Genomic DNA, 21994 nt, shown 5'->3' on the forward strand with positions numbered 1-21994 from the left:
GGGCGATCAGGCGACGAGTTCGCGCTCCAGCGGGGTACGGAACCGGGGAGTGATCCGGGCGTCGCCCACCCAGTCGGCGAGCCGGGCGGCCTCCGCGCTGATTGCCTTCCCGGCGGCGCCGCCGGGGTCGCCCAGCAACCGCCAAACGATCTCACCGTCTGCGCGCTGGGCCCACCCACCGACGATCTCGCCGTTCCACCACACGGTCGGGCCGATGTTGCCCGCGTAGTCGAAGAGGGCGGCCCGGTGAGCGGGGTCGAGGTGGAAACTCCGGTCGGCCCAGCCCATGCCGCTGGGGTCGAGGCCTGGCAGAAGAGCGGCCCAGGGCTCGGGGGCGGGCTCGGGCGCGGTGTCGCCGGGGCAGACGAGCGCCGTGCCGCCGTTTTCGAGGCGGACCTGGTCGGGGCCGATTGCGGCCAGAGCCTTGCGTACGTCGGTGAGGGTCCAGCCGGTCCACCACTTGAGGTCGGCCTCGGTGGCCGGTCCGTAGGCGTGGAGCCAGCGGCGGGCGAGTTCGGCGCGGGCCTCGGCGGCGGGTACGGAGGGCCAGGGCGCGGTGTGTACCCATCGGTACTGGCTGGAGGTCCACGACCCGCGCGGCCGGTCACGGCGGATCAGGCCCTCGGCGGCCAGCAGGCGGATCACGCGGGTGGTGACGCCGGTCTGCGTCTCGTACTTCTTGCCCCGCCCGATGGTGATCTTCTGCCGTAGGGCGGGCACGGCGGCGGAGAGCTGGCTGCCGGTCGAGGGGCCGTTGGCGTCGAGGGCATCGAGCGCGGCCGCTTCGGCCGTGGCCAGCCAGTCGGCATCGAGGCCCTGGCCGTCCTCGTCGAGGTGTTTGAGGAGACCGCGGCGCTCTTTGGCCGCGATTCCGCGGGCGGTGGACGCGTCGACGAAGGGGGCGAGTTCCGTGGAAACGGCGAAGAGCGTGTTGCGCATGCTGAGCATGCGGACGAGGCTGACGTCCCCGTAGAGAGCCTCCTCGATCGCGGCGGGGCCGCTTTCCGTCAGACGGGCCCGCGCGGAGAGGTAGATCGTCGCGGCGTCGGTGGCGTGCAGCGCGACGACGGCGTCGGCGGCCTGGGCGGCGGTGACGGCGCGGGCCGAGGGAGCGAGGCGGTGCCGTCGGCCGAGCCGGTGGCGACGCTCGGCCGTGGTGACGACGGGAAGGCTGAGGCTCATCTTCCCGATCGTAGGCCGGGCCGCTGACAACGACCCGGCCTTCGACGGAGCCACTCAGAGTTGCAGCTTGAACCCGACGTGAGAGGCGGTGAAGCCCAGCCGCTCGTAGAACCGGTGGGCATCGGTGCGCGTCACGTCCGAGGTCAGCTGGACCAGAGCGCAGTTCTCCAGCCGGGACTGCTCGATCGCCCACTCGATGAATCGGGTGCCCAGGCCACTGCCGCGTTCGTCGGCGTGGACGCGGACGCCTTCGATGATGGCCCGTGCGGCGCCCTTGCGGGACAGGCCGGGGACGATCGTGAGCTGGAGCGTCCCCACGACGCGTTCGCCGCGGACGGCTACGACGACATGCTGGTGGGGGTCGTCGTTCAGGCGCTTGAGGGCCGCGACGTACGGGGAGAGGTCGTCCGGGGATTCCCGGGTGGCGCCGAGCGGGTCGTCGGCGAGCATGGCGACGATCGTGGGCAGGTCGGCCTCGGTGGCGGGGCGAATGGCCGGCTCGGGGCTTTCGGGCATGGTGTGTTTCTCCTTGTCTCAGCCCGCGGCGACGGTCAGCGGGGCCCAGCGGCGGGTCCAGTCGCCTGGAAGGCCGGGGACGTCCCGTGTCATGACGGCGTTGAAGGCCACCGATTCGAGGCCGCGGGCCTTGAGCCACGAGAGAAGTCCCTCGTGCCGGACGTCGACGTCGGTACGCAGTGACCGTGAGGTGGTGGCGGCCAGGGCGGTGACGAGTGCCTGTGCGTCGGCGGTGTCCCGGGCGATCAACGGGCCGATGACGTGCGTGTCCATGTTGGGCCAGAGCGCGGCGTACCCGATGAGCTCGCCGGAGGCGTCCTCAGCGACGAGCAACCGGTCCGCGAACGAGGGCAGGCGCGTGATCAGGTGGGTCCGGTCGGTGCCGAAGACCTCCGTGTCCAGGCGGACGATGTCGAGCAGATCACCGGCGGTGGCCGCGCGGATCCGGACGTCGGCGGAGCCCGGACCGGCGGGCCTGGAGGAGGCGGGCTCGGAGTCGGCGTGCTCGGGCCGGAAGGTGCCCCGGAGCATCTCCGCGCGGCCCGAGGCGTTGAAACCGAGTTCCTCATAGAGGGGGCGGCCGTACGGGGTGGAGTGCAACGTGAGCGGGATGCCGGTGAGGACCTCGTCGCACACGTACGTCATCAGACGGCGCCCCAGGCCCTTGCGGGCGTACCGGTCGGCGACGAGGACCATTCCGATGGCGGCGAGGTCGGGTTTGGCGGGGCTCTGGCCGTACCGGGTGACGACACAGGCCGCCGCGAGCCCGTTGCCATCGGGGGCGTCGATTCCATAGCCGTCTCCGGCGGCGAGAAGAAGCCCCCACTTGTGGTCCTCTCGCGGCCAGCCGCGGTCCTCGGACAGGTCGGCGCAGTGGCGGAGGTCTTCCATGGTCAGTGCGCGGATGGGCAGATCGGTGAGCGGTGATGGTGTCACCGGCCCAGAGTGGATCACTGCTTGGGCGGCCGTCCAGAGCATTTGGGTTTCTGACGAGTTGGATGTTTCACGTGAAACATCGGCGCGTTCCACGTGAAACGTCCTGGATGTTTCACGTGAAACACGCTGTTTCACGTGAAACGGAGCGGCTAGCCTCGTCAGCTATGACGCTGCTCCACCTCTTCGATCTCGACGGGACACTGATGTACGGCTCGGCCGCGCCGGTCGAGATCTCCCGGCAGCTTGGCGTGGGCGCCGAGATCGCAGAGCTGGAACGGGCCTTCAGCGCGCGGGAGATCGGACCGCACCAGTTCTCGGTGGCGGCGCACGCGCTGTGGGCAGAGCTGACGCCGGCCCATGTCCGGGCGGCGTTCGACGGCTCGCCCTGGCTGGCCGGCATCCGCGACGTGTGGCAGGAGATCAGGGAGCGCGGTGACTACTGTGCGGTGATCTCACTGTCTCCCTCCTTCTTCGTCGAGTTGCTGCTCGAGTGGGGAGCACACGCCGCACACGGCTCCGTCTTCCCCGCCGTGCCCTTCACCCGGCCCGTCGATGTGGCGGGGATCCTGACGCCCGAGGGCAAGGTCGGCGTGGCGGACCGGCTGTGCGCGCGGTTCGGAGTGAGCCGGAGCGACTGCGTCGCGTACGGGGACTCCATGACCGATGCGGTGCTCTTCGAGGCGGTGCCGCAGTCGGTGGCGGTGAACGCGCGGCCGTATCTGGCGGAACGGGCGACGCACGTCTACGAGGGCCGCGACCTGCGTGAGGCATACCAGCTCGTCGGGGCTCCCCGCCCGGGGGTTGAGGCATGTTAAGGGGAAAGGGGGTTCGAAACGGGGGTTTTGGCCATTCCCCCGCAGGGCCCCGGGGCGGCTGGCACGCTGTGCAATCTGAAACGCTGTGCAATCTGAAACCACGACGTCCGGAACCCGCGTGCGGAAACCTCTGAACCGCGGATTCGAGGCCGTGGCGTGTGCAGGCCGACCGAGATGCTCGAAGCGAGGCACCGCATGGACGCTCCGCCCACCAGATCGGCAAGACCGACGGGCCGGATACCTTCCGGGGACGGTGGGACCGAGCCCTCTCCGGATGCCGTGCTCATCCGCCGGACCCTCGAGGAGATCGCACCCGTCGCCGACAAGGTGACGTCGTACTTCTACGCGCTTGTCTTCACCGGGCACCCGGAGGTGCGGGGGATGTTCCCCGCCGCCATGGACGCCCAGCGCGACCGGTTGCTGAAGGCGCTGCTGACCGCCGCCGAGCACATCGACGATCCCGAGGTACTCACCCCCTTCCTGCGGCGACTCGGCGCCGGGCACCGCAAGTACGGCACCATGGCGGCGCACTATCCGGTGGTGGGAGAGGCCCTGATGGGCGCGCTGGCCCGGTACGCGGAGCGCACCTGGGGGCCGCAGACCGAGGCGGCGTGGGTGCGCGCGTACTCCGCCATCTCGCAGATCATGATCGACGCGGCGGCCGAGGACGAGGTGCGGGCGCCGGCCTGCTGGCACGCGGAGGTGGTGTCGCACGATCTGCGGACCCCGGACATCGCGGTGCTGACGGTCCGGCCCGACCAGCCGTACCCCTTCCTCGCCGGCCAGTACACGAGCCTGGAGACCCCGTGGTGGCCACGGGTCTGGCGGCACTACTCCTTCGCGTCGGCGCCGCGCGCCGACGGACTGCTGGCGTTCCACGTCAAGGCCGTCCCGGCGGGCTGGGTCTCCAACGCCCTCGTCCGGCACGCCCAGCCGGGCGACGTACTGAGGCTGGGGCCGCCGGCCGGGTCGATGGTGGTGGACCACAGCACGGACAACGGGATGCTGTGTCTGGGAGGCGGTACCGGAATCGCCCCCATCAAGGCGCTGATCGAGGACGTGGCCGAGCACGGCGAGCGGCGCCCGATGGAGGTGTTCTTCGGCGCGCGCAGCGACAACGACCTCTACGACAAGGACACCCTGCTCGGTCTGCAGCGCTCCTATCCGTGGCTGTCGGTGCGCCCGGTGATCGGGGAGGGGCTGGCGGGTCAGTTGCCTCAGGCGGTCGGGGAGCACGGGCCCTGGAGCTCGTACGACGCGTTCATCTCGGGACCGCCCGCGATGATCCGCAGTGGCGTGGACGCGCTCAAGCGGATCGGCATCCCCGGGGAGCGGATCCGCTACGACGCGCTCGAGGAGTTGGCGGGCGTCGCCGGCTGAGACCGGCTCGGCCCGCCGGCTCCCCGGCGTGCCCGCTCCTTCGGGGAGTCAGCCCAGGTCGGGGGCGTGCATGGCGCGCACCCCCTCGATGTTGCCGTCGAGGTAGTGGCGCAGGGACAGGGGAACGAGGTGGACGGCGGCGATGCCGACCCGGCTGAAGGGCACGCGGACGATCTCGTACTCGCCCTCCGGGTCGTCGATCTCGGGGCCGTGCCGTTGGCTGGGATCCATCGATTCCAGGTGGCAGACGAAGAAGTGCTGCACTTTTACGCCGGTCACTCCCCCGGAGGCGATGTGCTCGACGGTGTCGACGAAGCAGGGCACCACATCGGTGATCTTGGCGCCGAGTTCTTCGTGCACCTCGCGGTGGAGGGCGTCGACGACAGTGGCGTCCGTCGGTTCCACTCCCCCGCCCGGTGTGAGCCAGTACGGGTCCACGCCGGGCTTGGTGCGTTTGATGAGGATCAGGTCGTCACCGTCGAGCAGGATCGCGCGGGCGGTGCGTTTGACGACGGGACGTTCGGTCATGGGAGAAGAGTGGCCCAGGACTCCGCTTCTGAAACGCACCACGGGCCGAAAACGGGTGGTTCACCAGTGCGCGGCGGCGCGCAGCAGCCTGTCGTGGGCCCGGGCGACGTGCGCGAGGGCCAGGCTGCCGGCCCGCACGGCCAGGAACCAGGTGCGCAGCGGCGGCACGTCGGGCTCCAGCAGGGCGACGACCTGACCGTGGTCCAGGGCGTCCTGGCACAGGTAGCGGGGTACGACGGCGAGCCCGGCGCCGGCCCGTACGCATTCCAGTACGGCCCGCAGGTCGGGCGCGACGACGGTGGCGGCGGAGTCGGGTACGGAGTCGAAGACGGCGGTCCAGTAGCGGGTGACGAGCGGAAGGCTCTCGTGGACCTCGACCACCGGGATCCCGTCGAATGCGGCCGGACCCGTGTCGCGCAGCTCGGCCGGATCGAGGAGCGCGGCCCAGTAGGGCGCGGCGACCAGGACCTGCTCCTCGTCGCACAGGGCAGTCGCGGTGAAGAGTCCACCGCGCGGTCGTGCGGTGGTGACGACGAGGTCGTGGCGCCCGGCGGCCAGCCCGTCGAGGGTCTCTTCGGCGTCGGATGCGAGGGCGGCGCGCAGGGTCTGGCCCTGGCCCACGAGGGGGGCCAGGGCAGGGAGCACCCGCAGGCAGAGGAACTCGGGGGGACCGGCCAGGTGCAGGCTGCGCGCCGTGCCGGCGGCTTCGCGCTCGGCCTCGGTGATCCGCAGCAGGGCGTCGAGGTGCGGGGCGGCCTTGTGTGCCAGTTCGTCGCCGACGGCCGTGGGCGTGACACCGCGGGGGCGGCGGTGGAACAGCGGCCGGCCCAGCTGGCGCTCCAGGGTGCGGATCTGCGAGGTGACGGCGGGCTGTGACAGCCCGAGGAGCACGGCGGCCCTGGTGAAGGAGCCGGCCCGGTGCACGGCGACGAAGGTGCGCAGCAGGGCCAGGTCCATGTCGGCCCCTCTCGGTGGGGGCCTTCAACTATAAATATGCCGATAGGCCCCTGCCGTTACCGTGATTGGACTCTGACGCTGGGTCAATTAGCCTTGACAACGTGGCTCTTCACGCGGGAGCCGGGGGCGGTCCGAGTCACCAGGGGGAGACTCGGACCGCCTTTCCCATGGGCCGTTCAGGCCCTGGAGTCCGCTGAATCAAGGGCCCGCAGCACGTCCGCGACCAGGTCCTCGGGATCCTCGGCCCCGGCGGAGAAGCGGATGAAGCCCTCGGGGACGGCGTCGCCGCCCCAGCGTCCGCGCCGCTCCGCGGTGGACCGTACTCCGCCGAAACTCGTGGCGTCCTCGACCAGACGCAGAGCGGCCATGAAGCGTTCCGCGTGTGCGCGGTCCGGCAGGGTGAACGAGACCACCGAACCGAAGCCGCTCATCTGCCGCGCGGCCGTCTTGTGGGACGGGTCCGAGGGCAGCCCCGGGTAGCGCAGGCCGGTCACCTCGTTCCGGCCGGCCAGTGCCTCGGCGACCCCGAGCGCGTTGCCCCACTGGCGCTGGGCACGGAGCTGGATGGTGGCCAGGGAGCGATGGGCGAGCCAGGCCTCCATGGGCCCCGGGATCGCGCCGACGATCTTGCGCCAGCGGCGGACTCCCGCGGCGAGCTCCGGGTCGCGGCAGACGACGTAGCCGAGGAGCAGATCGCCGTGGCCGGTGAGCCCCTTGGTGCCGCTGGCGACGGAGAAGTCCGCCCCGAGTTCCAGCGGACGCTGCCCCAGCGGGGTGGCGAGGGTGTTGTCGACGGCGACCAGGGTGCCCCCGGCGTGTGCGGCTTCCACGAGGCGGCGTACGTCGCACACGTCGAGTCCGGGGTTGGAGGGGGTCTCGATCCACAGCAGTCGGGCACCGTCGAGCGCCGTGAGCTGGGCGTCCTCCGCGGTCGGCGCGGTCCGCACCCGGATCCCGTACGCCTCCAGCTGCTCGCCCAGCAGGGGCAGAGCCTGATAGCCGTCGTCGGGTAGCACGACGGTGTCACCGGTGCGGGCCTGGGACAGCAGGACGGCGGAGATCGCGGCCATGCCGGAGGCGAAGACGATGGTGTCCACGCCGTCCTGGCCGGGGGCCTCCAGCTCGCCGATGGCACGTTCGAGCAGGGTCCAGGTGGGGTTGGTGTCCCGGCCGTAGGTGTACGGGCCCGCCACGTCACCGGGGAGGTGGAAGTGGGCGGCGAAGACGGGCCCGGGCAGGGGCGGTTCGTTCTTGACGGGCTCGGGCAGTCCGGCGCGAACGGCCCGGGTGCCGTCACCGTACCGGTCCGCCCCGACCGCTTCGCCGGGGTCGTGATCGTTCACAGGGCGCACTCCTTCACGGCGGCGCGTACGGCGCCCAGCAGGCCTGGGCTCGCCGCCTCCACCAGTTCCAGGCACTCCTCGAACCCGTCGAGGGAGCCGTAGTAGGGGTCCGGTACGTCCAGTGCGTCCGGTACGTCGCTCCGTGCGGCCCCGGCTGCCGGGTCGTACGAGCGCAGCAGCCGGACCTTGGCGGCGGCCTCCGGGGTGGGTGCGAGGGCGCGGAGGTCTCGCAGGTGGCCGCCGTCGAGCGCGATCACGAGGTCGAGCCGGTCGAACCAGGAGGCCCGGAACTGCCGGGCCCGGTGGTCCTGTTCGTACCCGGCGGCCTCCAGCACGGCCACGGTGCGCGGATCGGCGCCGTCGCCTTCGTGCCAGCCGCCGGTGCCGGCGCTGTCCACCTCGATCAGGCTGCCGAGCCCGGCGTCGGCGACGTGCGAGCGGAAGACGGACTCGGCCATGGGCGAGCGGCAGATGTTGCCCGTGCAGACGAAGCACACGCGGTACATGGCGGCCGCTCAGTTCTTGTCGGGCAGGACCAGGTTCACGGCCCAGGAGACGATGGAGATGATCAGTCCGCCGAGGACGGCGGTCCAGAAGCCGTCGACGTGGAAGCTGAGGTCGAGCTTGCCGGCCAGCCAGGAGGTCAGCATCAGCATCAGAGCGTTCACGACGAGGGTGAACAGGCCGAGGGTGAGGATGAACAGCGGGAGCGAGAGCAGCTTCACCACGGGCTTGACGATGATGTTGACCAGGCCGAAGACCAGCGCGACCAGGATGAGCGTGAGGGAGCGGTGGCCCAGGCTGCTGCCGTCGTCGAGCGTGATGTCCGCGAGCAGCCAGATGGCGACGGCCAGGGCAGCCGCGTTGGCGAGCGTCTTGACTACGAAATTCGTCATGTGTCTGATCGTGGCAGAGAAGATCCCGGTGGGACATCGGCAGATCAGCGGATCCACGCACTACGGAGCAAGGGGCACACGACGATGAAGGCCTTCCGGCTGGACGAACTAGAGGCGGAACGGGCCGCCAACGACGGCGCCTATCTGCAATTCCTGCGGGAACGGAACATGTCGGTCGGGCTGTACGCGCTCGACGCCGGGCAGGTCGACCCGCAGCAGCCGCACCGCCAGGACGAGGTGTATTTCGTGGTCAGCGGCCGGGCGTCGATCACGGTCGGGGAGGAGACGACGACGGTGGCGAACGGCAGCGTCGTCTACGTGCCGGCCGGGGTGCCGCACAAGTTCCACCACATCACCGAGCCCCTGAAGGTGATGGTGGTGTTCTCCCCGCCGGAGGGCTGACGGCTGAGGGCCGAGGGCTGAGGGCTGAGGGCTGAGAGCTGTGAGCTGTGAGCTGAGGGCATCGGAGGGCTGGGAGCGGGCCGCTGGGCGTGAGGGTCGGACCCCTGCTCCCCCTAGGGGGAGGGTCAGGGGGTTCCGGGGGCTCGCGGGCGCCCGGCGGCGGCCGTGGCCCCCTAGCATCGAGAGCAGGAAGTGACGGACGAAGAAGAGGTAGAGGACATGGACGGAATCCGGGCGATATTCGCGGGCACTCCCTGGTGGGTCAAGTGGGTCGCCGTTCCGCTGCTGGCACTCTTCGTCTTCGGCGGAGTGATCACCAGCATCCTCGGCACACTGATCTCGTTCCTCTTCAACGTGCTGCTCTTCGTCGCCCTCGTCGGCGGCCTGATCTTCGTGGTCAAGAAGTTCACCGGCAGTGGTTCGAAGTCCTCCTCCGGAGAGTGGTAGAACACGCCACTCCGGGCGGTACGGGCATTAACCCGGGCGGGGGAACGTGACGCGCCAAATCGTCCACGCCCAAGGAATGGGCGGATAGATTCGCCATCCGTGCCGTTCCCTGGGCGCCGACGCCGGTACCTCCGCTCTGACCAGGCGGTTACGTCATGCGGCCGCCGAGCTCAACCCCCAGGATCCACGGCACACGCGGGGGCGGCCCCCGCAGGGCAGGCCCCCGAGGCCCGCCGTCAGGCCTGGGGGTGAGCTTTGTCTTCGGTCCACAATGCCGGTGTGCCCACTCTGATCGGTTCGGTGCAGAGGGCGCTGAGGCTGCTGGAAGCCGTGGGGTCCCACCGTGAGGGAGCCCCGGCGAAACAACTGGCGCGCGAAGCCGGGCTGCCCCTCCCCACCGCGTATCACCTGCTGCGCACCCTGACGCACGAGGGCTATCTGCGTCGAGAGGGCGGAGTGTTCGTGCTCGGCGCCGCCGCCGGGCGGCTGGCAGGCGGCGGACTTCAGCAGAAACGTCGCAGCATGATTCTCGACTCGCTCGCGCACTTCCGCGAGGCGGTCGGGGCCCCCGTCTACTTCGCGGTCTACCGCGAGGGTGAGATCGAGCTCATGGGCGTCTCGGACACCCTGGCCCACCCGGCCTGCGAGGAGTGGGCCGATTTCCGGGAGACCGGTCACGCGCACGCGATCGGCCAGTGCCTGTTGGGCCAGCTCGACGAGAAGACGCGGAAGGACCACTACGACCGCCATCCGGTCGAGAGCCTCACTCCCTACACCGTGCGGGATCTGTGGGCCCTGGAGCAGCGGATCGGCTCCCTGGAACGGATGCAACCTGTCGTCGAGCGGCAGGAATACGCCTTGGGTACGGTCTGCGCGGCCATCCCGATCACCGTCGGTGACACTGCCGCGACCATGGCCGTTTCTCTCCCGGCGGGCCAGGAAGCCAGGTTGTCCCAGGTAGTCGATCAGCTTCGCAGAGAAGTAGGCGCGCTGTTGAGCACCCTCTCGTTCTCTATCAGTATCTGAAAACTCACTCCTTGTGATCTGCCAGCGCTTCCACCACTCTTGTCAAGAGGGCCTTGGGCGATCATTCCTGGCCACTTCCACTACAGCGGAGTAGGCAATGCGCGAGTCGGTACAGGCAGAGGTCATGATGAGCTTCGTCGTTTCCGAGGAGCTCTCGTTCCGGATTCCGGTGGAACTCCGGTACGACGCTCGGGACCCCTACGCCGTACGCCTGACCTTCCACCTTCCCGGAGACGCGCCTGTGACCTGGGCGTTCGGCCGGGAGCTGCTTCTCGACGGCATCAACAAGGCGTGCGGTGACGGCGATGTGCGCATCGCTCCCACCGGCCCGGAGGAGCTGTCCGATGTCCACATCCGCCTCAAGGTCGGAGGCGACCGAGCCCTGTTCCGCGCCGGCGCGGCGCCGCTCGTCGCCTTCCTCGACCGCACCGACCGGCTTGTTCCGCTCGGTCAGGAGCGCAACCTCGGATGCTTCGAGGAGAACCTGGACGAGGCGCTCGGCAGGATCCTCGCCGAGTGGCGGCAGAACGAGCAGAACGCGGGCTGACGCCGCCTCAGCGCTTGCGGCGCCGGCCCCGGCCGCGGACCGGCCCCGAGGCCGGCGCGGCGGCGGCCGGTGATCCGGGTCGGTCGGCGGACACCACCAGCGCGGCCAGCGCCGTGGTCACGGGCACCGAGGCCACGAGCCCGATCGAGCCCACGAGGGTTCGTACGATCTCCTCCGCCACGAGCTCGCTGTTGGCCACTGAGCCCATGCTGCTGTTCGCGATCGAGAACAGCAGCAGCAGGGGCAGCGCGGCGCCCGCGTAGGCGAGTACCAGGGTGTTGACCACCGACGCGATGTGGTCGCGGCCGATCCGGATGGCCGCCCGGTACAGGGATCGGGGGCCCATCGACGGGTCCGCCTGGTGGAGTTCCCAGACCGCCGACGTCTGGGTGACCGTCACGTCGTCGAGTACGCCCAGAGATCCGATGATCACGCCTGCGAGCAGCAAACCGCTCATGTCGATGTCCGGGTAGAGCCCGTGGATCAGCCCGGTGTTGTCGTCCGTGTTGCCGCTGAGGAAGGCCCAGTCGATGAACAGCGAGCCGAGCAGCCCGATCAGCAGCAGTGAGACGAGTGTTCCGAGGACGGCCACGGACGTACGGGCGGTCAGTCCGTGGCACATGTACAGCGCGATGAGCATGATGGCGCTGGCCCCGACGATGGCGACGAGCAGCGGATTCGAACCCTGCAGGATGGCCGGGAGGATGAAGAGGGTCAGCACGCCGAAGCTGGCGACCAGAGCGACGAGCGCGAACAGGCCGCGCATGCGGCCGACGATGACGACGGCAACGGCGAAGATGCCGGCCAGCAGCGCCATCGGGAACTTCCGGTTCACGTCGATCACGGAGTACTGGAGGTCCCGGGGCGCGTCCGGCGCGTAGGCCACCACGACTCCCTGGCCTTCCTCCAACTGCCGCGGCGCACCCGGCTGGACGATCTCGAAGAAGGCCCGGCCCTTGTCCGGACCGGTGCCGACCTCGATGGTGGCCTTCTTGCACTCGCCGTTCTGCGCGGCCTGGGCCTCGCGGCCCTCCGGGGTGGAGGTGTCGCCGGTGGGGGGCACCTGCGCGGCGTTGACGGATTTGCAGTCGACGTTCGCCAACGACACGACCTTGCCCTGCTGGGTCTGGCGGTCGAATCCCACTCCGGTGCGCTCGTGGGCGGGCGCACCGCCCGGCCAGAGCACTGCCATTCCGATGAAGACGGCGGTGGCGAAGGGGATCAGTACGGCCGCGATGACCTTGCGCAGGTGCTTGGACACCGGGGCGGCCGGTCCGTGGCTGTGGGTGTGGGAATGCCCGTGAGAGGGTCCGGCCGCTGGTCCGTGGGACGGGTGTTCGTGGCCGGTGTTACCCGTGGGTTCATTGGGCTCGGTGGGGGGCTGCGGCGAGGACGTCACCGGCAGATCATCGCAAGAGATGAGGGGGCCCACTGTTCAGCACGCCACAGAGGACGCTAGCGTGGGGGCACCTTTGCACAACGCGGGAGCTCGGAGCACCGGGCTGAGAGGACGCTGATCACCGTACGCGTGTCGGAAATGACACGCACGGGAAGAGGCTGCGTCGACCGCCGAACCTGTTACCGGGTAATGCCGGCGTAGGGAGATAGGTCTCATGACCATTCAGGACGCACGCACGCCTGCCGTCAGCCAGGACGCCGACGGCGGGACAGAGCGCCAGCCGGGCTGGCACAAGGGCTACGTGGCGGGCTCCCGCCCCGACATCCGGGTGCCGGTCCGCCAGGTCCACCTCACCAACGGCAAGGACGTCACGCTCTACGACACGTCCGGTCCGTACACCGACCCGCAGATCGAGACCGACGTCCGCCGGGGCCTCGCACCGCTGCGCGAGAACTGGATCATCGGACGCGGCGACACCGAGGAGTACGCGGGCCGCCCCGTGCGCCCCGAGGACGACGGCATCAAGCACACCTCCCCGCGCGGTGGCCTCAAGAACCTCGACGCGGTCTTCCCCGGCCGCCCCCGCCAGCCCCGACGGGGCCGCGGCGGCGCCGCCGTCACCCAGCTCGCGTACGCCCGCCGGGGCGAGATCACCCCGGAGATGGAGTACGTCGCGATCCGCGAGAACGTCGCCCCCGAGGTCGTCCGCGAGGAGATCGCCGCAGGTCGCGCGGTCCTTCCGGCCAACGTCAACCACCCGGAGATCGAGCCGATGATCATCGGCAAGCGGTTCCTGGTGAAGGTCAACGCCAACATCGGCAACTCCGCGGTCACCTCCTCCATCGAGGAGGAGGTCGACAAGATGACCTGGGCGACCAAGTGGGGCGCCGACACGGTCATGGACCTCTCGACCGGTCGCAACATCCACACCACGCGTGAGTGGGTGCTGCGCAACTCGCCCGTCCCGATCGGCACCGTGCCGCTCTACCAGGCGCTGGAGAAGGTCGACGGCCGCGCCGAGGACCTGACCTGGGAGATCTACAAGGACACGGTCATCGAACAGGCCGAGCAGGGCGTCGACTACATGACGGTCCACGCCGGCGTCCTGCTGCCGTACGTGCCGCTGACCGCCCGCCGCAAGACCGGCATCGTCTCGCGCGGCGGTTCGATCATGGCCGCCTGGTGCCTGGCGCACCACAAGGAGAACTTCCTCTACACGAACTTCGAGGAACTCTGCGACATCCTCGCGACCTACGACGTCACGTACTCGCTGGGTGACGGCCTGCGCCCCGGTTCCATCGCGGACGCCAACGACGCGGCGCAGTTCGCCGAGCTGAAGACGCTGGGCGAGCTGAACACGATCGCCAAGCGGCACAACGTGCAGACGATGATCGAGGGCCCGGGCCACGTCCCGATGCACAAGATCAAGGAGAACATCGACCTCCAGCAGGAGATCTGCGAGGAGGCCCCGTTCTACACGCTCGGCCCGCTGACCACGGACGTCGCGCCCGCGTACGACCACATCACCTCGGGCATCGGCGCGGCGATGATCGCCTGGTGGGGCACCGCGATGCTCTGCTACGTCACGCCCAAGGAGCACCTGGGCCTGCCCAACCGGGACGACGTGAAGACCGGTGTCATCACGTACAAGATCGCCGCGCACGCGGCGGACCTGGCCAAGGGCCACCCCGGAGCCCAGGAGTGGGACGACGCCCTGTCGGACGCGCGGTTCGAGTTCCGCTGGGAGGACCAGTTCAACCTGGCCCTCGACCCGGTCACGGCCCGTGAGTTCCACGACGAGACGCTCCCGGCCGAGCCCGCCAAGACCGCGCACTTCTGCTCCATGTGCGGTCCGAAGTTCTGCTCGATGAAGATCTCGCAGGACATCCGCCGTCAGCACGGCGGTGACCTGAAGGCCGACGAGATCGAGGCGGGCATGGCGGAGAAGTCCGCCGAGTTCGCCGCTGCGGGCAACCGCGTCTATCTGCCGCTGGCGGACTGACGGACCTGTTGGGGGGAGTGCTGCTCCCGGACGGCGCCGTGGCGTCGGCCGGGAGCAGCGCGTAGGGGCGGTGGGGGGTGTCCGGGGGGACGCCGCCTGCCGCCGCACCGTCAGGCGACCACCAGATACTTCGGGTCCAGCTTGCTCCGGGCGAATTCGAGATTGGCGGAGACCCGGTCGCGGTGCTCGTCCGGAAGCTTGCCTCCCTCGAGGAGGCGCTCGCAGCAGTCCATCGACTCCTGGTACTCGCCGACCCAGTAGGCGGCCACGGCGAGTTCGTCGAGTGCGGACCACTCGTACCAGTCGAACTCGACGAACAGGATGTCGTCGTCGGGGAAGGGGATGCGTGCCGCCTGGCGCGCGAAGAGGTACGCCAGCGGCCAGCGGCTCCCGAGGCGGCAGCGGCGGGCGAGCTCGCCGAGAGCTTCGGCGCGCGAGGGACGGCTCTCGTGTGCGCGAAGGAAGCGGTCCATGACCTCGGCCCACGGCTTGTTCAGGTCCGCCGCGGTCCGTGCCGCGTAGAGCCGGGAGCAGAAGACCTCCTCGGCGAAGCCGCCCATGCCGGCCCGGCGGTCGTAGGCGGCCAGGGACTTCTCCGGCTCATCCGCGTCGCGCCAGCTCTGGGCCAGGTAGAACACGTAGCGGGAATTGTCGGGTTCCTTGATCAGCCCTTGCTGGAGGATCTCGGCGTCGCGAAGGTACTTCTTCCGCTGGCCGTCCTCCACGAGGCGTGCTCCACCGCCGACGGTGAGGATATTGGCGCCTTCGAGCAATCCGCGGCTGTACTCCGCTCCGCAATCGATGTACTCGTGGAGCACACCGACGTACCGCCACGGCAATCGGGTCGCGACCAGAGCGGGCCGCCAGTGGATGATGGGGCCGTCGTGCAGTGCGACGCCGTACGCGTCCGCGGTCAGGTCCGGCATGCGAAAGCCGGGCTGTACCTGCATCAGGTCGTCGGCGTCGATGAACAGCAGGTAGTCCGCGCTGGAGCGCGCGAGGTCGATCGCCTCGCTGCGGCTGAGGTCGAACCCCTTCCACGGCCGCTCGTGCAGAACACCGGGCAGATCGCTGAAGCATTCCCGGATGATGCTTTGAGTCCCGTCCGTCGAGCCCGTGTCCACGATCACCCAGGTATCGATCAAAGGGCGCACGGACTCGAGGCAGCGCCGGATCACCGGCGCCTCGTTCCTGACGATCATGTTCAGGCAGACAGTTGCTTTCAAGGGTCCCGTCCCGTGTCGTGATGAGCCTCAAGGGTTCGCCCGTTCATGTCACCGCCCACGGGAACCCTCCGGCTGGCTGACAGGGGGTGACCTTAGTGACGGCTTTTGGTCACGTGTCCACGGCTCGCCGACACCGGGCGGCGTTCGTCGCCGCTCATGGACCCATCAGGGGTGCACCACTGGGCCGATGAGTTGACGTTCTCGCGAGGCGTCCCACCACTTGCGACCGAGATCCCCACGATGGCCGAGGTGGCCCGGAATGGGACCCACCGCACATCGTGCGATCCGGTTTCGAGAAGGAGCGGCGTTCTATGAGCCCCGAGTACAAGACCAGGTCAACCCTTGGGCCGCTGCCCAGGCGCAGCGGCTGGGTGACTGGCGGCACCCTGGCGTCGATCGCCATGGTGCTGGCGGGTATCGCCAGTCCCGCGGTCGCCACGGCCGAGACCGTCCAGGTGACCGAGGCGGTCATCGCGGCGGATCCCGCGGGCGGCGGCGACGAGTGCCGGGATCACCACCGGCCGGACGACAACTGGCCGCGGTCCCTGGCCGGCGGCGGCGGCGACGACAAGTGCAAGGAGGGCAAGCCGGGCAAGCCGGGCGCCACGGGTCCGACGGGCCCGCAGGGTCCGCGCGGCGACACGGGCCCGACCGGCCCGACGGGCCCGCAGGGTCCGACGGGTCCGGCCGGTCCTGGCGGCGGAGCCACTGGCCCGACGGGTCCCGCGGGTCCGACGGGTCCGACGGGTCCGGCCGGTCCCACGGGTGCGGCCGGCCCGTGCAGCGACGTCGACGCCTACAAGCCCAGCGGTGCGACGGAGGTCAAGGCCGTCCTCAGCGACGACGTCGCGTACGCCGGTATCCGGAACACCCAGCCGAACCTGACGCCCTTCCTCTGGTACGACCTGACGGACACCGAGTCCGGCTTCCCGGAGGGGGCTTGTGCCATCTCCGTCGCCTCCCAGACCAACGCGCCCGGCGGCGTCTCCATCGAGGTGCTGACCACCGAAGGCGAGATCTTCGAGATCCTCTGCGAGATCAACGAGGACCCGGACCCCACAGTCCGGGCCGTCCTCGAGTGCGAGGACGAATGGACTCAGCTGACCACCCCGACCCCCGGCTCGGACGGCCCCCCGCCCGCGCCGCTCAACCGGTTCAAGGGCAAGCTCGACGTCCTCACGGACCGCAGCATGCTGAACAAGAAGTAGTTCAGCGCTAGCCCCACGGCCCGGGTCGCCGGTCGGACGTCAGTCCGGCTGGTGGTCCGGGCCTCCGAAGTCCGGGCTCGTGAAGTCCGGTGACGTGTAGCCGGGCCGGGGCCCCTGTGACGGGGTTCCCGGGCTGGTGAAGTCGGGCCGGGTGTACCCCAGGCTGGGGATGCGCCCGGCCGCCGGCGTACGCGGGGTCGGATACCCGGGGCCGGCGCTCGGATCGGCCAGCGCATCCCGTAGGAACGGCACGATGCCCCGCTCCAGGAGGGCATGACGCCACGCCTCCCGGGCCCGCGCGACCTCGTCGGGTATCGCCTCGGACTCGTCGGCCACCACCTCGGTGACACTGTTGCGCAGGGCCGTCACCAGCAGGCCGATCACCGCGAACAGCAGGGCGGCCACGGTGAGTCCGCCGAAGAGCCAGCCCGTCGTCACCATCGTCTCGGCGAAGGCCGGTTCGGGCTGGAGCATCTTCAGGATGTAGCCCACCAGCAGGAAGAGCAGCATGGCGGCGCCGGCCAGGACCGGCGCGAGAACCGCGACCACGGCGCTCACGCCGGCGCCGTCGCCCTGCCCGTCGGCTTCGGCGCTGCCTTCGCCCGAGCGCCCCGAAGCCGACACGGCCTCGTCGCGCAGTTCCTCGCGGACCTTCACGTAGTGCACGTATTCGGCGGCGGCCGCGGCCGTCAGCAGGGAGCTGGCACCCTGGGCCATCGTGCGCAGTTGTTCGGCGTTCAGCCGTTCGCCGAGGGTGGCCAGCTCGGGCCGTTCGTTCGCGGTGCGCAACGCCTCGTCGAGGAGCCGATCGAATTCCGGTCGGTCTTGGATCAGCAGGTGCGGAGCGCTGGTCATGTGCATCCCCCGATGCTCCGTACAAGCCGGTATGCCCGCGTAGAACCGGGCGCCGGCACAAACGGAGGAGAGCCTGCTACGGATAGAGCGATGGTAGAGCGCCCACACCGCACCGTGACAGGGTCTTTCCGGAAAAACCCTGCTCGCAGAAGGCTCAGCGGCCCAGCGGGAGTTGTACGACCAGCAGCTTGCCGGCCATGGTCACGCCGCCGTCCATCGCGATCGCGAGGCCTTCCGCGTACACGTGCGGCCCGTCCACGGCTTCCGGCCCGCGGGCCTCGTCCCCGTCCTCGGTGCCCACTTCGCCGAGCAGGTACGGGATGGGGCTGTGACCGTGGACGACGCGGCTGCCGCCGTACGTGCCGAGGAGTTCGCGTACGGCCTGCGGACCGGTGCCCTCGTCGCGGAAGGCGAACCGCTTGGTGAACTTGCGGAACAGGTCCCAGGTGATGTCGGCGTCGTTGCGGTTGAGCAGCTCGTGGATGGTGTCGTTGACGTCCTCGATGGAGTCGCCGTAGTCGAGGTAAGCGGTGGTGTCGGAGTGCAGCAGCAGGTGGCCGTCCTCCAGTGTGGCGGCGTCCAGCCTTTGCATCCACTGCAGGTGTACGTCCTTCAGGCGCTCCATGTCGGTGCGCTGGCCGCCGTTGAGCAGCCAGGCGGCCTGGAAGGTGGCGGTGCCCGCGCCGGAGTGCACCGGGGTGTCGCCGAAGCGCTTGGCGCCGATGAGCAGCAGTTCGTGATTGCCCATCAGGGCCTTGCAGTAGCCGCCGGCGGCGGCGGCCTCGGCGGACAGCTGCATGACGAGGTCGATGACGCCGATGCCGTCGGGACCCCGGTCGGTGAAGTCGCCCAGGAACCAGAGGCGGGCGTTGCCGGCGGACCAGTGCCGGTCGGCGTCGATCAGGTGCTGTGCCTGGAGTTCGGTGACGAGCTCGTCCAGGTAGCCGTGGACATCGCCTACGACGTACAGCGGACCGGGGCCCGCGGCCGAGGCCTCCTGGGGGACGTACTGGACCTGGACGGTGTCGCCCGGCCCGCCGCCCGGTGCGGCGCCGCGGCCGATGACGGGCAGGTCGCGCTGCGTGGGGGTGTAGCCGTCGGGGTCGCCGTCGGCGGGCTCGTCGGCGGGGACCTCCTCGTGGGAGGCGGCCGCGCGCTGGTGCGGGACGGCGTCTGCGGCGGGGTACTCGACGGGATGGGCCACGGGGTGCCCGGCCTGTTCCGGGGCGTACGCGGGCCGCGGGGGCGAGGGAGGTGAAGGAGGTGAAGAGGGCGAAGGAGGTGAAGAGGGCAAAGGGGTGCCCTCGCCGTAGTACGCGGGGTACTCGCCGTAGACGGGCGGCTCGCCGGGCAGGCCGACGGACGCCGTGTACGGCGCGCGTTCGCTGACCGGCACCCGGAAGTCCCGCAGCGTGTCCGTCCGCATCGCGGGTCCCTGACCGGCCCCCTGAGTCATCGACCCCTCCACCACCGTCGCGCTGCCGTACACCTGCGGACCTTCCTGACCTCCTGGGCGGAGGGTCCGTGATGTCGTGCGCCCATCATAGGAATGCGGCTCGCGCTCTGTGACGCACCAGGGGTGGTGAATCCTGGCCGGAGCCGATCCTTCCTGCCACTTTCTCCCGATATCGGTGTTGCTGAAATCCTCGGCGGGGCCGTCGGCCCCGCCGAGGTGGTGGTGTGGCGGTCAGTCCTGGGCCGGTGAGCGGGGTGGACTGACGGTGGTCCGGGGCGTCCTGCGCTGCGAGGAGGTACGGATGATGAGTTCGGTCGGGACGACCTGCTCGACCGGGCGTCCGGTGTCGACTCCCTCGATCGCGTCGATCAGCAACTGCACGACGGCGGTGCCGATGCGGCGCGGCTTGAGGGACAGCGTGGTGATGGGCGGTTCGGTGCTGGCGTAGACGGTGGATTCGCTGCAGCACACGAGGAGCAGGTCCTCGGGAACGCGCAGGCCGTACCGCCGGGCGGCGGCGAGGAGGTCGGTGCCGTTGGGGTCGAAGAGTCCGTAGACGGCGTCGGGCCGGTCGGGTCGGGCGAGCAGCCGGTCCGCGGCGACGGCGCCCGCGCACGGGTCGTGGGCGGGGTAGGACTCGTAGACGGGGTCCTGGCCGACGCGCTCGCACCAGCTGAGGTAGGCGGTGGTGGAGAGCCGGGTGTAGGTGTCGGTGGTGGTGCCGGTGAGCAGCCCGATCCGGCGGGCTCCCGCGGCGGCGAGGTGGTCGAGGAGGTTGAGTACGGCGGCCTCGTGGTCGTTGTCGACCCAGGCGGTGACGGGGAGGGTGCCGGCCGGTCGGCCGTCGGAAACCACGGGCAGGCCCTGACGGACCAGCTCGGTGACCACCGGGTCGTGGTCGGAGGGGTCGATGACGACGGTGCCGTCGAGGGCCACGTTGGACCAGACGTCGTGTCGTGAGGTGGCGGGGAGGATGACGAGGGCGTAGCCGCGGGCCAGCGCGGCGGAGGTGGCGGCTCGTGCCATCTCGGCGAAGTATGCGAATTCGGTGAAGGTGAAAGGTTCATCCCCGTACGTCGTCACGGTCAGGCCGATGAGGCCCGACTTGCCGGTACGGAGGGTGCGAGCGGCGGCTGACGGGCGATAGCCCAGCCGGTCGGCGACTTCGCGAACGTGGCGGCGGGTGGCGTCCGGCAACCGTCCCTTGCCATTGAGCGCGTCGGAGACGGTTGTGATGGAGACGCCCGCCGCGGCGGCCACGTCCCTGATGCCGGCCCGGCTCTGTCGGCCGCCGGCCCGCCGGGTGGTCTCGGTCCGGCTCACCTGATGCTTCCCTGCTGCTGTCATGGCGAGCCGATAGTAGGGCTCGCGGGGGTGGGTGGTCCGGGTGCATATGCACGCGTTGACAGGCACGATTCAGCATGCTTCGCCACCCCCAATGACCTTGGAAACGAAAGTTTTTGGTCGCTCTGGGTGAGAGTCCCGGTCGTCGGCGGGTACGAGCATGCCAAAACGAGTCTGTCTCGGGACGGTCTCAACTCACCTGCACGAGGGACGCGCGCCACGGCGCAGGCCACCGGCGCGCGCATATATGCGCGCGCTCTCCCCGTGTTCCTGGCGCCCGCCGTTCTCGGATCGGCGGAATCCTCATAAGGTGAGCAGCATTGAGTCGGCGGAGACGCTGACGGACGGTCGAGGAGGACCTGCTGTGAGCGAGAAGAGCCCGAAGCTGCGCGCCGAGCTGGACGGCATTCCCACCTACAAGCCCGGCAAGCCCGCGGCGACGGGCGGGCCGGTCGCGTTCAAGCTGTCCTCGAACGAGAACCCGTACCCGCCGCTGCCGGGGGTCCTCGAGACCGCCGTCGCGGCGGCCGGCCGGTTCAACCGTTACCCGGACATGGCCTGCACGGGACTGGTGAACGAGCTGGCGGAGCGGTTCGGGGTGCCGGTCGAGCACATCGCCACGGGCACCGGCTCGGTGGGCGTGGCGCAGTCGCTGATCCAGTCGACGGCCGGCCCGGGCGACGAGGTCATCTACGCCTGGCGGTCCTTCGAGGCGTACCCGATCATCACGCAGATCTCGGGTGCGACCTCGGTGCAGGTGCCGCTGACGGACGGGGATGTGCACGACCTCGACGCGATGGCCGCCGCGATCACCGACCGGACCCGCCTGATTTTCGTCTGCAACCCCAACAACCCCACCGGCACCGCGGTGCGCCGCGCCGAGCTGGAGCGGTTCCTGGACCAGGTGCCCTCGGACATCCTGGTGGTGCTGGACGAGGCGTACCGCGAGTTCGTCCGCGACACCGATGTGCCGGACGGCATCGAGATCTACCGCAGCCGCCCCAATGTCGCGGTGCTGCGTACGTTCTCCAAGGCGTACGGGCTGGCCGGCCTGCGGGTCGGCTTCGCGGTGGCGCACGAGCCGGTGGCCGCGGCGCTGCGCAAGACGGCGGTGCCCTTCGGCGTCAGCCAGCTCGCCCAGGACGCGGCGGTCGCCTCGCTGCAGGCGGAGGACGAGCTGATGGGGCGGGTCGGGACGCTGGTGAGCGAGCGCGCGAGGGTGTACGGCACGCTGCTCGCCCAAGGCTGGACGGTCGTCCCGGAGACCCAGGCCAACTTCGTGTGGATGCGGCTGGGGGAGCGGACCGCCGACTTCGCGGCGGCCTGCGAGAAGGCCGGTGTGGTGGTCCGGCCCTTCGCGGGCGAAGGCCTGCGGGTCACGATCGGTGAGACCGAGGCGAACGACCTCTTCCTGCACACGGCGGAGGCGTTCTTCAAGGAGCTGTAGTCCCGGAGGGCCGTGGGCCGTAGTCCCGGACGGCTGTAGTCCCGGAGGGCTGTGGTGCCCGCTGGAGCCGGCGACCCCTTGG

Annotated in this window: 22 protein-coding genes; 9 read left to right on the forward strand and 13 right to left on the reverse strand. The window is 70.1% G+C overall.

Translation table 11 applies throughout. The features are described from left to right. Positions 1 to 6 precede the first annotated feature (6 nt). The 3 genes from ACWDYJ_RS00650 to ACWDYJ_RS00660 are packed head-to-tail and all read right to left on the reverse strand — an operon-like array spanning position 7 to position 2589. Positions 7 to 1182, reverse strand: coding sequence for a winged helix DNA-binding domain-containing protein (locus ACWDYJ_RS00650; RefSeq protein ID WP_451563235.1), 1176 nt, complete (start codon positions 1180 to 1182; stop codon positions 7 to 9). A 54-nt stretch (positions 1183 to 1236) separates the two neighbouring features. After that, positions 1237 to 1698, reverse strand: a complete 462-nt coding sequence (locus ACWDYJ_RS00655) for an N-acetyltransferase family protein (RefSeq protein WP_451563236.1) — start codon at positions 1696 to 1698, stop codon at positions 1237 to 1239. Between the two features lie 18 nt (positions 1699 to 1716). After that, the gene (locus ACWDYJ_RS00660) at positions 1717 to 2589 is read right to left on the reverse strand and encodes a GNAT family N-acetyltransferase (protein ID WP_451563354.1); all 873 of its coding nucleotides are present in this window, start codon (positions 2587 to 2589) and stop codon (positions 1717 to 1719) included. A gap of 209 nt (positions 2590 to 2798) precedes the next feature. Here ACWDYJ_RS00660 and ACWDYJ_RS00665 point away from each other — a divergent pair, with 209 nt between their 5' ends. Both ACWDYJ_RS00665 and ACWDYJ_RS00670 read left to right on the forward strand, forming a co-directional pair. Next, a complete protein-coding gene (locus ACWDYJ_RS00665) occupies positions 2799 to 3449 on the forward strand; it encodes an HAD family hydrolase (RefSeq protein ID WP_451563237.1) in 651 nt (216 codons plus the stop codon). A 279-nt stretch (positions 3450 to 3728) separates the two neighbouring features. Beyond that, a complete protein-coding gene (locus tag ACWDYJ_RS00670; RefSeq protein WP_451563238.1) occupies positions 3729 to 4829 on the forward strand; it encodes a globin domain-containing protein in 1101 nt (366 codons plus the stop codon). 48 nt (positions 4830 to 4877) lie between these two features. On the opposite strand, the gene ACWDYJ_RS00675 is transcribed toward ACWDYJ_RS00670, so the two are convergent. The 5 genes from ACWDYJ_RS00675 to ACWDYJ_RS00695 form a co-directional block, all read right to left on the reverse strand. Then, positions 4878 to 5357, reverse strand: a complete 480-nt coding sequence (locus ACWDYJ_RS00675; RefSeq protein WP_451563239.1) for an NUDIX domain-containing protein — start codon at positions 5355 to 5357, stop codon at positions 4878 to 4880. A 60-nt stretch (positions 5358 to 5417) separates the two neighbouring features. After that, on the reverse strand, positions 5418 to 6314 hold the full coding sequence (locus ACWDYJ_RS00680; protein ID WP_451563240.1) for a LysR family transcriptional regulator: 897 nt from the start codon (positions 6312 to 6314) through the stop codon (positions 5418 to 5420). 176 nt (positions 6315 to 6490) lie between these two features. Then, on the reverse strand, positions 6491 to 7657 hold the full coding sequence (locus ACWDYJ_RS00685) for a cystathionine gamma-lyase (RefSeq protein ID WP_451563241.1): 1167 nt from the start codon (positions 7655 to 7657) through the stop codon (positions 6491 to 6493). Beyond that, positions 7654 to 8163, reverse strand: coding sequence for a low molecular weight protein-tyrosine-phosphatase (locus ACWDYJ_RS00690; protein WP_451563242.1), 510 nt, complete (start codon positions 8161 to 8163; stop codon positions 7654 to 7656). Before ACWDYJ_RS00690 ends, ACWDYJ_RS00685 begins: the two co-directional genes overlap by 4 nt. A 9-nt stretch (positions 8164 to 8172) precedes the next feature. After that, positions 8173 to 8553, reverse strand: a complete 381-nt coding sequence (locus ACWDYJ_RS00695; protein ID WP_451563243.1) for a phage holin family protein — start codon at positions 8551 to 8553, stop codon at positions 8173 to 8175. Positions 8554 to 8637: 84 nt separating this feature from the next. Here ACWDYJ_RS00695 and ACWDYJ_RS00700 point away from each other — a divergent pair, with 84 nt between their 5' ends. The 4 genes from ACWDYJ_RS00700 to ACWDYJ_RS00715 all read left to right on the forward strand — a co-directional run bounded on the left by ACWDYJ_RS00700 (position 8638) and on the right by ACWDYJ_RS00715 (position 10975). Further along, the gene (locus ACWDYJ_RS00700; RefSeq protein ID WP_451563244.1) at positions 8638 to 8955 is read left to right on the forward strand and encodes a cupin domain-containing protein; all 318 of its coding nucleotides are present in this window, start codon (positions 8638 to 8640) and stop codon (positions 8953 to 8955) included. Between the two features lie 219 nt (positions 8956 to 9174). Beyond that, on the forward strand, positions 9175 to 9402 hold the full coding sequence (locus ACWDYJ_RS00705) for a DUF5326 family protein (RefSeq protein WP_451563245.1): 228 nt from the start codon (positions 9175 to 9177) through the stop codon (positions 9400 to 9402). Positions 9403 to 9657: 255 nt separating this feature from the next. Beyond that, the gene (locus ACWDYJ_RS00710) at positions 9658 to 10428 is read left to right on the forward strand and encodes an IclR family transcriptional regulator (RefSeq protein ID WP_451563246.1); all 771 of its coding nucleotides are present in this window, start codon (positions 9658 to 9660) and stop codon (positions 10426 to 10428) included. A gap of 97 nt (positions 10429 to 10525) precedes the next feature. Then, the gene (locus ACWDYJ_RS00715) at positions 10526 to 10975 is read left to right on the forward strand and encodes an SsgA family sporulation/cell division regulator (RefSeq protein ID WP_451563247.1); all 450 of its coding nucleotides are present in this window, start codon (positions 10526 to 10528) and stop codon (positions 10973 to 10975) included. A gap of 7 nt (positions 10976 to 10982) precedes the next feature. Here ACWDYJ_RS00715 and ACWDYJ_RS00720 read toward each other — a convergent pair whose 3' ends face one another. Beyond that, positions 10983 to 12407, reverse strand: coding sequence for a YibE/F family protein (locus ACWDYJ_RS00720; protein WP_451563248.1), 1425 nt, complete (start codon positions 12405 to 12407; stop codon positions 10983 to 10985). A gap of 181 nt (positions 12408 to 12588) precedes the next feature. On the opposite strand from ACWDYJ_RS00720, the gene thiC reads away from it, so the two are divergent. Next, entirely contained in the window at positions 12589 to 14376 is a 1788-nt protein-coding gene (gene thiC / locus ACWDYJ_RS00725) for a phosphomethylpyrimidine synthase ThiC (RefSeq protein WP_451563249.1), read from the forward strand. 110 nt (positions 14377 to 14486) lie between these two features. On the opposite strand, the gene ACWDYJ_RS00730 is transcribed toward thiC, so the two are convergent. Next, a complete protein-coding gene (locus ACWDYJ_RS00730) occupies positions 14487 to 15578 on the reverse strand; it encodes a tetratricopeptide repeat-containing glycosyltransferase (RefSeq protein WP_451563250.1) in 1092 nt (363 codons plus the stop codon). A 335-nt stretch (positions 15579 to 15913) separates the two neighbouring features. Here ACWDYJ_RS00730 and ACWDYJ_RS00735 point away from each other — a divergent pair, with 335 nt between their 5' ends. Continuing rightward, complete coding sequence (locus ACWDYJ_RS00735; RefSeq protein ID WP_451563251.1) at positions 15914 to 16810, forward strand: hypothetical protein; 897 nt, start codon at positions 15914 to 15916, stop codon at positions 16808 to 16810. A 39-nt stretch (positions 16811 to 16849) separates the two neighbouring features. Here ACWDYJ_RS00735 and ACWDYJ_RS00740 read toward each other — a convergent pair whose 3' ends face one another. The 3 genes from ACWDYJ_RS00740 to ACWDYJ_RS00750 form a co-directional block, all read right to left on the reverse strand. Next, positions 16850 to 17671, reverse strand: coding sequence for a hypothetical protein (locus ACWDYJ_RS00740; protein ID WP_451563252.1), 822 nt, complete (start codon positions 17669 to 17671; stop codon positions 16850 to 16852). A gap of 148 nt (positions 17672 to 17819) precedes the next feature. Continuing rightward, a complete protein-coding gene (locus tag ACWDYJ_RS00745; RefSeq protein ID WP_451563355.1) occupies positions 17820 to 19136 on the reverse strand; it encodes a metallophosphoesterase in 1317 nt (438 codons plus the stop codon). 216 nt (positions 19137 to 19352) lie between these two features. Next, positions 19353 to 20468 (reverse strand): LacI family DNA-binding transcriptional regulator, encoded by a 1116-nt coding sequence (locus ACWDYJ_RS00750; protein WP_451563253.1) that lies wholly within the window; start codon positions 20466 to 20468, stop codon positions 19353 to 19355. A 361-nt stretch (positions 20469 to 20829) separates the two neighbouring features. Here ACWDYJ_RS00750 and hisC point away from each other — a divergent pair, with 361 nt between their 5' ends. Beyond that, positions 20830 to 21912 carry a histidinol-phosphate transaminase gene (hisC, locus tag ACWDYJ_RS00755; RefSeq protein WP_451563254.1) on the forward strand — a complete coding sequence of 361 codons (1083 nt, stop codon included), beginning with the start codon at positions 20830 to 20832 and terminating at the stop codon, positions 21910 to 21912. Positions 21913 to 21994 lie beyond the last annotated feature (82 nt).

Source organism: Streptomyces sp. NPDC003042 (genome assembly GCF_053591315.1).

What these genes read in the sequence shown, in the direction of transcription:
- ACWDYJ_RS00705 (WP_451563245.1), top strand. Translation starts at nt 9,175, where the DNA reads ATGGACGGAATCCGGGCGATATTCGCGGGCACTCCCTGGTGGGTCAAG.
- ACWDYJ_RS00730 (WP_451563250.1), bottom strand. Translation starts at nt 15,578, where the DNA reads ATGATCGTCAGGAACGAGGCGCCGGTGATCCGGCGCTGCCTCGAGTCC.
- ACWDYJ_RS00740 (WP_451563252.1), bottom strand. Translation starts at nt 17,671, where the DNA reads ATGCACATGACCAGCGCTCCGCACCTGCTGATCCAAGACCGACCGGAA.
- ACWDYJ_RS00660 (WP_451563354.1), bottom strand. Translation starts at nt 2,589, where the DNA reads ATGGAAGACCTCCGCCACTGCGCCGACCTGTCCGAGGACCGCGGCTGG.
- thiC (WP_451563249.1), top strand. Translation starts at nt 12,589, where the DNA reads ATGACCATTCAGGACGCACGCACGCCTGCCGTCAGCCAGGACGCCGAC.
- ACWDYJ_RS00665 (WP_451563237.1), top strand. Translation starts at nt 2,799, where the DNA reads ATGACGCTGCTCCACCTCTTCGATCTCGACGGGACACTGATGTACGGC.
- ACWDYJ_RS00700 (WP_451563244.1), top strand. Translation starts at nt 8,638, where the DNA reads ATGAAGGCCTTCCGGCTGGACGAACTAGAGGCGGAACGGGCCGCCAAC.
- ACWDYJ_RS00675 (WP_451563239.1), bottom strand. Translation starts at nt 5,357, where the DNA reads ATGACCGAACGTCCCGTCGTCAAACGCACCGCCCGCGCGATCCTGCTC.
- ACWDYJ_RS00715 (WP_451563247.1), top strand. Translation starts at nt 10,526, where the DNA reads ATGCGCGAGTCGGTACAGGCAGAGGTCATGATGAGCTTCGTCGTTTCC.
- ACWDYJ_RS00695 (WP_451563243.1), bottom strand. Translation starts at nt 8,553, where the DNA reads ATGACGAATTTCGTAGTCAAGACGCTCGCCAACGCGGCTGCCCTGGCC.
- ACWDYJ_RS00680 (WP_451563240.1), bottom strand. Translation starts at nt 6,314, where the DNA reads ATGGACCTGGCCCTGCTGCGCACCTTCGTCGCCGTGCACCGGGCCGGC.
- ACWDYJ_RS00650 (WP_451563235.1), bottom strand. Translation starts at nt 1,182, where the DNA reads ATGAGCCTCAGCCTTCCCGTCGTCACCACGGCCGAGCGTCGCCACCGG.
- ACWDYJ_RS00690 (WP_451563242.1), bottom strand. Translation starts at nt 8,163, where the DNA reads ATGTACCGCGTGTGCTTCGTCTGCACGGGCAACATCTGCCGCTCGCCC.
- ACWDYJ_RS00655 (WP_451563236.1), bottom strand. Translation starts at nt 1,698, where the DNA reads ATGCCCGAAAGCCCCGAGCCGGCCATTCGCCCCGCCACCGAGGCCGAC.
- ACWDYJ_RS00735 (WP_451563251.1), top strand. Translation starts at nt 15,914, where the DNA reads ATGAGCCCCGAGTACAAGACCAGGTCAACCCTTGGGCCGCTGCCCAGG.
- ACWDYJ_RS00750 (WP_451563253.1), bottom strand. Translation starts at nt 20,468, where the DNA reads ATGACAGCAGCAGGGAAGCATCAGGTGAGCCGGACCGAGACCACCCGG.